The organism is Nocardia thraciensis (genome assembly GCF_054782435.1).
In genome coordinates this window covers 65674-76317 of record NZ_BAAGSM010000039.1, presented here as the reverse complement: position 1 = coordinate 76317, position 10644 = coordinate 65674, and the positions used below count along the sequence as shown (strand labels likewise).

11 protein-coding genes are annotated in these 10644 nt (G+C 66.2%); 4 read left to right on the top strand and 7 right to left on the bottom strand.

Annotated features, from left to right (window positions below):
* Positions 1–482 precede the first annotated feature (482 nt).
* Together cobM and ACYVLQ_RS25375 are read right to left on the bottom strand one after the other, a co-directional pair.
* Positions 483–1271 (bottom strand): precorrin-4 C(11)-methyltransferase, encoded by a 789-nt coding sequence (gene cobM, locus ACYVLQ_RS25380; protein WP_460700029.1) that lies wholly within the window; start codon positions 1269–1271, stop codon positions 483–485.
* A gap of 37 nt (positions 1272–1308) precedes the next feature.
* The gene (locus tag ACYVLQ_RS25375; RefSeq protein ID WP_460700028.1) at positions 1309–1767 is read right to left on the bottom strand and encodes a hypothetical protein; all 459 of its coding nucleotides are present in this window, start codon (positions 1765–1767) and stop codon (positions 1309–1311) included.
* Positions 1768–1856: 89 nt separating this feature from the next.
* On the opposite strand from ACYVLQ_RS25375, the gene ACYVLQ_RS25370 reads away from it, so the two are divergent.
* The 3 genes from ACYVLQ_RS25370 (at position 1857) to ACYVLQ_RS25360 (ending at position 5729) form a co-directional block, all read left to right on the top strand.
* Positions 1857–2252, top strand: coding sequence for a hypothetical protein (locus ACYVLQ_RS25370; protein WP_460700027.1), 396 nt, complete (start codon positions 1857–1859; stop codon positions 2250–2252).
* A complete protein-coding gene (locus tag ACYVLQ_RS25365) occupies positions 2215–4833 on the top strand; it encodes a TPR repeat region-containing protein (RefSeq protein WP_460700026.1) in 2619 nt (872 codons plus the stop codon). Before ACYVLQ_RS25370 ends, ACYVLQ_RS25365 begins: the two co-directional genes overlap by 38 nt.
* Before the next feature lie 89 nt (positions 4834–4922).
* Positions 4923–5729 carry a hypothetical protein gene (locus ACYVLQ_RS25360; protein WP_460700025.1) on the top strand — a complete coding sequence of 269 codons (807 nt, stop codon included), beginning with the start codon at positions 4923–4925 and terminating at the stop codon, positions 5727–5729.
* Positions 5730–6188: 459 nt separating this feature from the next.
* Here ACYVLQ_RS25360 and ACYVLQ_RS25355 read toward each other — a convergent pair whose 3' ends face one another.
* From ACYVLQ_RS25355 to ACYVLQ_RS25340, 4 genes are all read right to left on the bottom strand, one after another.
* The gene (locus tag ACYVLQ_RS25355; RefSeq protein ID WP_460700024.1) at positions 6189–6974 is read right to left on the bottom strand and encodes an ESX secretion-associated protein EspG; all 786 of its coding nucleotides are present in this window, start codon (positions 6972–6974) and stop codon (positions 6189–6191) included.
* Positions 6955–8637, bottom strand: coding sequence for a hypothetical protein (locus ACYVLQ_RS25350; RefSeq protein ID WP_460700023.1), 1683 nt, complete (start codon positions 8635–8637; stop codon positions 6955–6957). The genes ACYVLQ_RS25355 and ACYVLQ_RS25350 overlap by 20 nt, the downstream gene beginning before the upstream one ends.
* Positions 8634–9014 carry a hypothetical protein gene (locus tag ACYVLQ_RS25345; protein WP_460700022.1) on the bottom strand — a complete coding sequence of 127 codons (381 nt, stop codon included), beginning with the start codon at positions 9012–9014 and terminating at the stop codon, positions 8634–8636. Before ACYVLQ_RS25345 ends, ACYVLQ_RS25350 begins: the two co-directional genes overlap by 4 nt.
* 145 nt (positions 9015–9159) lie before the next feature.
* Positions 9160–9531 (bottom strand): VOC family protein, encoded by a 372-nt coding sequence (locus ACYVLQ_RS25340; RefSeq protein ID WP_460700021.1) that lies wholly within the window; start codon positions 9529–9531, stop codon positions 9160–9162.
* A gap of 141 nt (positions 9532–9672) precedes the next feature.
* On the opposite strand from ACYVLQ_RS25340, the gene ACYVLQ_RS25335 reads away from it, so the two are divergent.
* Positions 9673–10128 carry a MarR family winged helix-turn-helix transcriptional regulator gene (locus tag ACYVLQ_RS25335; RefSeq protein WP_460700020.1) on the top strand — a complete coding sequence of 152 codons (456 nt, stop codon included), beginning with the start codon at positions 9673–9675 and terminating at the stop codon, positions 10126–10128.
* Between the two features lies 1 nt (position 10129).
* Here ACYVLQ_RS25335 and ACYVLQ_RS25330 read toward each other — a convergent pair whose 3' ends face one another.
* On the bottom strand, positions 10130–10555 hold the full coding sequence (locus ACYVLQ_RS25330) for a PPOX class F420-dependent oxidoreductase (protein ID WP_460700019.1): 426 nt from the start codon (positions 10553–10555) through the stop codon (positions 10130–10132).
* Between the last annotated feature and the right edge of the window lie 89 nt (positions 10556–10644).

The window sequence follows — 10644 nt, the reverse complement described above, 5'->3', positions numbered from 1 at the left end:
TTCCGGAGCGCCGTGCAGCGCTCCCCGATGGCACACCGACGCGGACGCTCACCTGTTTCAGCGTGGCGTCCGGCGCTCGGGGCTCACTTCGAACTCAATCAGACAAAAATGTTCGTAGGATCTATCCGTCGGCCAGGCCGATCTTGTTACATGGAACCGACCACACCCGCCGCGCACGGATAATCCACTCGCTGAACCTCACTGCTGACCACCGGACCAATCTACCGCCCACTCCGGCTACCTGACCAAAAAAGGGTCATAGCCGTTGAGCATCATGGGAGTTCGTTCGTCTCGGACCTTGCGGACCGTTCGCGTCCTGCCTGACAGGGCAGGATGAAAGAACTTACCGTACCGGTTCGCGGTCCGCCTGACGAGGCGTACAGGCCTGCCCGATCGGGGGGATTCGAGGCTTTCGGCCGTAAGCGATGACGGAGATCACCCTCGGCGCCGAGGCGACCGGGAAGCGCGGCACTACCGTGCGCTCACCGCGGCGGGCGGTGGACCGGAGCGGGCTCGGACGCCCGTGGCCTGCGGTCACGCGCGGGGTCGTAGAGGTGTGACTGTGCACAGCCTCCGGCTTGCTCCAGGGCGCGGCCGACCAGGATCACCGCGGCCTGCCGCAGTCCCGCGGCCTCCACCTGATCCGCGATATCGGCGAGCGTGCCGCGCAGGACCAGTTCCTCGGGCTGGCTGGCGCGATAGACGACGGCCGCCGGGCAGTCGGCGCCGTACTCGGCCGACAGCTCGGCGGCGAGCGGGCGGACGCGGGTGATCGCCAGATGCAGCACCAGGGAGGCCCGGGTGCGCGCGAACTCGGCCAGCGCCTCGGTGTCGGGCATGGCGGTCGAGCGAGCCTGGGTGCGGGTCAGCACCACCGACTGCACCAGTTCCGGAACGGTCAGCTCGGTACCCAGCAGCGCGGCCGCGGCGGCATAGGCCGGGACGCCCGGCGTGACATCCCACGGGATGTTCCGCGCATCCAGTCGTCGAGTCTGCTCGGTCAGCGCGGAATATATCGATGGATCACCGGAACACAGGCGCGTCACGTCCTTACCTTCCGCATGCGCCCGCGCACAATGCTCGACGATCTGATCGAGGTCGAGATCCTGCGTATCGACCAACTCGGACCCCGGCGCACAGTGCCCCAGCACCCCCGGATCAAGATAGGTCCCCGCGTACAGGCAAACCGCCGACTCCCGCAACAGGGTCACCGCCCGCACGGTCAACAGATCCGCTGCCCCGGGCCCCGCCCCGACGAAATGCACGGTCATGCGGGGAGTGTATGCGCGCGCCCGTCTCGACCCGCCCTCAGTCCACCAGCCAGGATTTACGCTGGTAGTAAGGGTCGTACTCCTCGTCGTCGTACGGGTCGTAGACCTCCTGCCTCCGCGACGAGGACTGCTGCGGCCAACTCGGCTGTTGCGCGGGCTCGTGATAACCCGTGCTCAGCGGCTGCCCCATCGCGTCCTCGGTCGCCTCGACGGCCGCGGCGATACGCGGGTCGGAACGAAACGCAGCCGTCGCTTCCCGCACCCCGGCACGAGCGTCGGACAGGGCCTGCCCCGCCAATCTGGTGAGTTCGGCGGCGATGGCCGAACCTCCGTACCGCAGCGCCCGATCGTCGATCCGGACGAAAACCTGCCCGTCCGCGCAGGCCTCCACGGCCAGAAAGCCGTCTCCGGACTGGGCCCGCGAGCGAGCGGTGGTCAACGCCTCCACCAGCTTGCGGGTGTTGTCCTGCATCGGATCCAGACCGCCGCCCGTCATGCAGTTCTCCTCGCTCTGACTGTTCGGCCGACCCGCGCCCTTGCCGACGCGTTGAGTCAGCCTCGCTCACCCCCGTAGGATCCCCGGCCATGGCCGACCCACTGAGTGAAACACTGAAGATCGACGGCAGGGATGCGGCCGTGCTGGCACGCAATGTGAAGACATATGCGACGGACATCAAGGCTGTCAAGACAGGCGAAGCGTCGGCGGCGGTCGCGGCGGGGTTCCCGGGATTCCAGATCGGACAGGCGTGCGGCACGGCCAGCACCGCCGCGACCACGGCCGTCCAGGACCTCGGTAAGGTACTGGAAACGATCGGGGACAACACCGTCACGGTGGCGGCGAAATTCCTTCGGATCGATCGAAATTCCTTCGGATCGATGAGGCAAAGGCTCGCGAGTTCGACCGCCTCGGCACCGGGCAGTAGCGGAGAAGGGGGGCGCGGTTATGGCTGCCGCAACGAAATCTCAAGCGGAACAATGTGATCCGAACGCCTTGGACGCTCTCATCAAGGAGTGGCAAACGGCGCACGACACCATCACCACGGGCCTGGACAAGGCGGGCAACGACTACAACCAGTCCCAGTCCTTCTGGACCGGCAAGACGGGCGACCGGGCCCGCGAAACCACCCAGCAGGCCGTCACCGCGGGCAGGACGTTCACCGGCGAGCTCCAGACCGCCATCACCACCGTCTCCGGCGACCGCGACGCCATCTGGCGTGCAAAAACCGCTGCGACACAAGCTATTACGAACGCCGTCAACGCCAAGTACGAGGTCGCCGAGGACGGCGCCGTCGAGCCGAGCGAGGGCGCCAAGATCGCCGCTCAATCCTCCTCCGAGGACAAGAACGACCAGACGGCCGCCCTCGCCGCGCTCCGTAAGTACGGCAAGGACACTCTGGAGCCTCCGATCAAGACGGCGCTCAACGAACTCGGCACCGCGGTCGAGACCGCTGGCACGCACATCCAGAACGCCTTCCAGAACAGCGGCGGCGTCACCACGGTCGCTGTCGAGGCCCCCGGCAAACTGGATCCGACCAAACAGCTGACCGCAGAGCAGGGCAAGGAGGACGGCGAAACCATCGCCGACGGCAAGCTCTCCGACGAGGAGCGGCAGCGGATCCTCGAGCACCTCGAAGCCACCGGGCTGACGGACGAAGAATTGCAGACCCTGCAGAACGGTGGCGACGTCACCATCCCGCAGTCGTCGATGGACTACCTGACGAACCTGTACGACAAGTCGGGACGAGACGGCCTGCTCACGCTGTCGGAGACGTTGAAGGCCGACAATTCCAAGCAGGCAATGGAACTGCGTTCATACCTTGCCAACGGAATGATGACCGTCTCGAACGAGAACCTCGTAACCCGCGACCCGCAGGGCAAGATCCAGGACAAGGGTGGATTCGACAAGTTGAATCCCGAGATCCGCGAGTTCGTCGGGACACGGCCGAACATCGGCGGCGCACCAGACTCCAACACGAGCAATCTCCCCGACGACTACCGCGCAGGCTTCTTCGGACCCAAGATCGACGAACGAAGTGCGATCAAGGACTATACCGCGGACATGGACAAGTTCGCGGACTTCGTCAATGGTGCGGGCGGGCAGTATCAACCGGGCGACAGATTCGGCGTGGAGCTGGGACGCCAAGCGGCGCACCAGGCTTGGATCGTCGACAACGGCGGATACGGTGATTTCGAAGGCACCAAACTTCGTGATACAGAATCCGAGCAGCACACCGAGAACAGCGCGAGTGACCTCCTCGCCGCCGCGTCCCGCAACAAGGACTCCAACTACGCGCTGCTTACCGGCGTCGGCAGCGAGGAACTGTTCGGCAAGGACACGCCAGGGCAGTCTTGGCATCCGTACGACCGCGACACCACCGTCGGTACCCTGCTGACCCACGAGTGGAATGACGACGGCGCAGCACTGGGCTCGGTGGCCAGATGGACCTACGAGGACGCACACAGTTCCGATCCAGCCCGAGCCGAACATGCCGGACAAGCGGCAGGTGCTCTCTCCGAGCTGATGTCGACTACCAAGGCCGGAAACGGGGCCAACGTCTACGAGTCCCTGCTGAACATGCCCGACCAGGACGGCAAGTCGTTTGCCCAGGTCAATCCGCTTGCGGTGCGGGGAATCGCAACAGGTCTGTCGCCTTTCGTCGGCGATATCGTCGGCACGCCTGCCGATGTCACCGGCACCCACGGCTTCCCAGCCGAGAGCCTCGGTCCGGTAGAGGCCACTCGGCTCTTCAGCGTCTTCGACGGAGACAACGAGGCAGGCGCGACGATGAACGGATCGGCGTTGGCAGCCGCCGAGCAGATCGACAGGCGGTTCGCCGAGGGCGCGATCGGTACCGGCCAAGAACAGGTCGACCTCGGGCATTATTCAGGCCGGTTGCGCGGCGTAGTGGATGCCGGGATCAACGCCAGCGTCGCCGATCTGAACCTGAACGAAACCGACAGCGCGAAGGCACAATCCGATCAGCGCGCTGCCGCTTACGGCGTCGGGCAGAACCTGATCGGCATGGCGGGCATGGCCGGACCGGCCGGTGGGCTCGGCGGTCCCGTGGTCCAAGCAGTGTCCGAGTACTACAAGAACGACCTCACCAGCGTTGACCCCGACTACGGCGACAAGACACCAAGCGTCAAGATCGGTGATAACTACAATCTCCAACAGTCCGGAACAATTGGTGCGCAACGCTACAACATGCTTGCTCAGCTCGTGGAATCCGGCCAGATCAATTCGGGCATGCTGCCCGGACCGGTCTACGACAATATGCTGATTACGTCCCCCGATGGCTCGGTATCGGTGAAGCCCTACATATCGGCGGCCGATACTCCCGAGTCGGCGGGCATACTGGATAATTCCATCCCAGGCATCCTTTCCCACTACGGCGTCAGTGCCGAAGGGCAGCAGAATTATGTGAACAACGGAAATCAGGCAGCTCAGATCTATCAGCGCATTATCTCGAACGGAACCATGGATGGCCAGCAGGAGATCAAGAGGCTGACCACCGATGAACTCGAGCGCCAGAAATACAATAAATGGTCCACGACGCGATGAGCCGAAAATCTACCGTGATACGAACCCTGTGGCCCGATACGTCGCGACGCAGCCGTCGAGCACTACTCCTCGGCCTCGTTTCCGTAACCGTGATCACGGCGGGGTCTTGCGCCGACGAACAGTCCGAGTCGAGTTCGGCCCAGAAGCCGTATCCGTATGCGGCGCCCTCCGCACTGGCGGAGGCGACGTCGGTGTGGAGTGCGGAGCCCGGTCTCGACCTGCTCGGCGACCAAGGCTTACTCGCACGTGGAGCAGCCGAATCGGAGTTCATCGCGAACGCCACGAAACCCGATTACGCATATTGGAGACCCCTGCGAGTTCCGGTCGAGGACGATGGGCGCAATGTAGGCAAGGCGCTGAGCACCAACCTCCGGGATGCAGATCTGGTCGGCACATTGCATTGGAGGCTGTTGTCGCTGACTTCCCAACGCGACGGATTCGATGCCGAGGTCTGCCTCCAATTGCGCGGCGCCTCTGCCAGGTTTCCCGTCGTCTACGAGCCCGGGAAGGTCAACTACGTGACATGGACCGTAGGATCAATTCAGAAGACTCGCATCGAGTTCAGGACGAATAAGCGCAGCAAGACGATACCGACGCCGGTGATCCATCAGACTGCGCCGGTGTCATCTGCATCCGAGGACGCGTTGCGCTGGCAGGGGCCATCCGTCGATATCTTCGACGGCTGGCGGATGAAGTTCACGAATGCATTGAATGTTGTGGACTCGGACCCTGCCGAGACGACCCCGTGTCGCACCTGGGGGTACAGCCTGTTTCCCCCGCCCTCGCAGGAGGACGAATCGAAAGCGAGAAGGGGAGCCGCGTTGGGCGGCGGTATGCACTCTGTGCGTATGGAACGCCCGGTCACATTGCCCGCCTACCCGGGCTGGCCCCAGTAGGACTCAACAGCGTCCGTCGGATACGGCCGTAGAGATCGGAAACACTGAAAGGGACGGGGAGCCAATTCTGTGCCGGTGGCGGCGCGGCGATGTCCTGAGTCGGAGGCCCGAGCGTAACGGTTGTACCCGTGGACGCGCCCAGCATCTGGGCCACCCTATCCACCGCGGGACGAGGGTTGACTTCCCCGACACGCCCCCGCTCGTGTTGTAGTTGAACCACAGCCCGACTCCGATCAGCGCGATCCCCGCGATCCCGATCGCCACCCATCGAGCCGCGGACCCCGCCTCGCTCGGCTCATTCGCCTCCGGCTTCTTGTACTGCCAGCCCGCCGTCGTCCGCCACCACTTGCTCGGATTGACGAACAGCGCGAACAGGACCATCAGCGCCCCGACGACAATGAAGAACCACGCCACGCGCGCAGCCTACCGGCCGGGTGGCGGGGTGGAGAGGTGGTCGCGTCAGGGGCAAAAGCCGAGATGGTCGTCGTGGGGATGGTCCTCGCGGTAGTAGCGCTGGGTGAGGGTGGTGCGGTGATGGATCTCGGCTGTGAGGGCGGGTGGCGTTATGGGTCTGGCGATAATCGGGTCGCCGGTTTCGACGTAGTACCGGCCGTCTGGGTAGTCCATCCACCAGAAGCCTCGGCCGAAGGCGGGGCGGGCGTCGAGGGCCGGGCCGGGGTAGACGGTGATTTCGCCGAGTGCGCGGCGCGGGCGTTTGAAGATTCGGTCGAGTTGGTCGGTGAGGCTGAGTTCGTGGGTGCGGCGGAGGCAGCGTTCTCGGTCCGCGGTGATCTCTTCGCGGCGCAGCTCCAGCGGGGATCGCTCACCTGGATCCGTCCGCGGTAGTGCGGCGACGGTCAGCGGGGCGAGTGTGTTTGCGGCGCAACAGGTCACAGTCACGGCACCGCCGGCGTCGGGGGTGGCGCCGGGCTCCTGGACCAAAGTCACCCCGGCTCGGCCTCGAACCGCGCCGTGAAACCGATACACACGGGATAGGCCATGTCCGCCAAAACCTTTCGACTCGATGCGAGCATCGGGCTCGAGCAGCACCGTGAGCGCGTGCTCGATCTCCTCCGCGTACTTGTCCAGCAGGCTCCGCACGGCGCCCTCGCGCTCACGCTTCAATTCGTCGAAATCCCCGATGCCGGTGCGGTGAGACAGCGGATACGGAAGGCGGTCGCGACCGTATGCGGCCCAGAGGATTTCGAACTCGAGTCCGGTGAATCTAATCCCGCTGCTGGCCACAGCCCCCACCTTCCGTCTCGGGAGCCACCTGCTCCACGGAGCGCAAGCCCGTCACCTCGTCGCCGTGCTCCCGGGTAACCAGGTACTCGGGCGCCCCTTTGCGCTCCTTGTCGTCGACAACGGCCTTACTCGCGAGCGCACCCACACCCGGCGCGCCGGCTACGCCTGGTCTAACGGGCCCCACGCAGCCGGAACCGATCTCCGACGGCGGCACGTTCCCAACCGGGGCGCCACCCTGCACACTGCGCCCGGAGCCGCCTGCCCCGGTCGAGCCACCGAATCCACCGACACCACCCCACCCACCTACGCCACCGAACCCACCGGCGCCGCCCTGCCGACCGGCGCCGCTGGCGCCGCCCGCCCGATCGGAACCACCGGCCCCACTCGATTCACCCACCCCACCGAACCAACCCGAACCACTCGAGCCACCAGACCATCGAGACTCAACCGGCACACCGGCACCACCCGACCGACCGAGACCACCCGACGGACCTGAACCGCCCAGCTGACCCCAGCCACCGGGGTGGCTGAAACCACCTGGACGGCCGAAACCACCCGACATACCGGAACCGCTCGACGGACCCGAACCGCCGGGCACACTGGCACCGCCCGATCGACCCGAACCGCCGGGCACACCGGCACCACTCGGCGGACCCGAACCACGGGGCCGAACGGCCCCGGCCGGCGGGCTGGCACCATCCCGCATACCGCTCGGCTCGCTCGAGTCTCGAGAGCGATCCGCAGCGCCGGATCGTCCGAAATCCCCTGCGCCACAATCGACGCCTCGGTCAGCCAGAGCAGTGGGCTCGGACGTCGGACCGAATCCTGCCGGGGTCGTCGGGGTAGGCGACCCGGATACCGCTGCTGGTCCAGCATTTCGGACCGGGCTCGATGTCGGATCCGGCCGGGCGACAATCTGGTCCACAGTGGCCGGGTCGATACCGCAGTTTCGCTGCGACTGCTCCACAACCCCCTCGGACGATCTTCGTCGAACCACCGATCCGCCCGTACCGGCGGCGATCTCGGGCGCGGCGGGCAGGTACGGCATTCCGGCATCGACCTGGCCCGCGACCTGCGCGTACACCGTCCGGAGGATCCGCCGCGCCTCCTCCTCGGCCTCGGTCCGGTCGTGATCGCCCGCCTTCATGACGCCATTCCTCGGCAGCACCCTCCCGGTGACGTCGACCGCCTCGGTGGCGCCCGGCATCAGCAGCCGGGTCTCCTCGAGGCCGGTCCGCAGTTCCCGCAGCTTCAGGCCGATCGCCTGCGCGGCCTCCGCCAGCGGCATCGACTCGTCGCGATAGCGCCCGACCGCGTCCACCGCCGCCGAGGCCGCCGCACCGGCCCAGGCTCCGGAGCCGTTCGGGCCGCCGATCGTGCGCTCGAACTCGGCGGTGAAGTTCGAGAACGCCAGGGCCAGTTTCTGCGAGATACCATCCCAGGTCCGGTACGCATCGTCGACGAGGCCGGGGCGCATGGCCGAGACGGCGCTCGTCATCTGCTCGAGGGTCAGGTGGTCGTAGCCGTCAGGCGAAACAATGTGCGGCGGCTGCAACTGGCCGGCGAAACCAGTCTGGCTCTGGCACTGGTGTATCCGCTCCCGCTCGACACCCCACCGCTCCTGAGCATCGGTCACGCGGGTGCGATATTCCGCATAACTCATCTCGCCCGCTCCGTCGCGGAGATCCGGGCGACGATGGCCTGATCCTGCGCGACGAAGTTCGCAATCGCCTTGGCCACAATCTCTTTCACGGCCCGGACGACGATCAGGTGCTGGCGTACCACGGCATCGAGCGCACGATCGCTCCCCGACGCGGTCAGGGAGAACTTCCGCTCCAGCACCCGACTGGACTCGAAGCTCCCGAACCCCGTGATACGGCTGATACTCGGCACTTCGTCCAGCACCTCGCACAGCTTGTCGATGTGCCGGTCGCAGGCCTTGTCCAGGCCCGCGCCCACCTCCGGGTCCAACAGGAGCCGCCCGGCACTGGCCTGACCGAGCAATCCCCGCCACCCACCGGAATCAACGCCGAACGCCATACTCCCCCTCCTCAGCCGCGCTACCGAAAATCCTCGATGAGCGGTCAGGCAAGCCCCCCGTACCAGCGAGAACACTAGCTCCCGGCCGCACCCACCGGCAAGCAAAACCAGGTTCCCGCACCCCGTCTCGACAAATCCAGCCGATTCACGGGACCGCCGTGAACAGCTCGTAACTGTGACCGTCAGGATCGCGGACGTAAACGCCCCGGCCCCCGCCCAGATGGTTGATCTTGCGGTCCCAGCCGAACTCCGGACTCGATCCGTAGTCCACGGCGGGCCACCGCGCCAGTCGGTCCATGACGGCGTCGAAGGTGGCGTCGTCGACCAGGAAGGCGTAGTGCCCCGGTTCGACCCGGCCGCGCTGGTCGTAGTCGAGAGTCAGGTCGTCGTTGACAGCCACCGGAACGAACGGCCCTACCGGGGAGCCCACCGACAATCCCACCAGCTCCGCGAAAAACGTTGCGGCCGCGTGCTTATCGGTGGACGGGACGATGGTGTGGTTGAGAACAATGGACATGAGACCCTCCTGCTCCGAGCCACCGAGGAGCTGTCACGACATCCCGGCCCGGATCGGTATACATGCAATACGCACGCAAATATACATGCGGAACGCACGCACTTCCAGGTACACCGGAACCCCGCCGGTAAATTGAGCCTCGTGAATCGCCCCTCCGACACCCCCGACGGCGGGCCCGCCCTGTTCCGCCTGGTCCGCTTCTGGTCCCGGCGCTGGGTCAACCGCGCGCTCGACCCGGGCGCACCGGACGGCGATACGCGGCGCGTCCAGTACATCCAGGCCGTCGAGGCGGTGGCCGCGCGGGGCACGGCCGAGGAGGCGACCGTCACGACCGTCGCCACCCAGCTCGGCCTCGACCACTCCGGCGCCAGCCGCATCGTGCGCGAGACGGTCGCGGCCGGATACCTGCGCCGAGCCGATTCGGCACACGATCGCCGCCGCGTGGTCCTCGACCTGACCGACCGCGGCCGTGACCTGCTCGCCGCCTCCCGGGAGTGGCAGCGGCGCCGTTTCGACGAACTCACCGCCGCGTGGGACGCCGACGATCGCCGCCGATTCGCCGCCTACCTGCAGCGGCTGGCCGACGAGACGACCTGAGCTACCCCGTCATATCGAATCCGCCGAGGATCTTGGTGGGCCGGAGGCGGACCACCAGTTCCCCCGGCACCCCGTTGCGCTTGCCGAACTCCTCGGCCCGGTCGGCGCCCATGTACCGGCCCGCGATGGCGGTGGCGGTGCGCACCAGCTCGTCGAGGTCCTCGGAGACGGTGGCGATGCCCTGCACCTGCAGATACGCGAACGGCGGTGCGTCCAGATCGACACACAGCGCCAGGCGCGGATCGCGGGCGATCGCCTTGCCCTTCGCCGTGTTCTTGCCGGTGTTGAAGACCAGCTCGTCACCTTCGAGGACGAACCAGACCGGGTTGATGACCGGCCGCCCGTCGGTGGCCACGAACGCGAGCTTGCCCGTGCGCGTGCCGTAGGACAGGAATTCGCGCACCTGAGGATCGGTGATAGAGGCCATGCCGATCAGCGTACGGCGAGGAGCGTGGATTCCGGCCACAAGCACGCCGGAAACGAGGAAGGCGGCACGCCGGAAACGAGGAGGGCGGC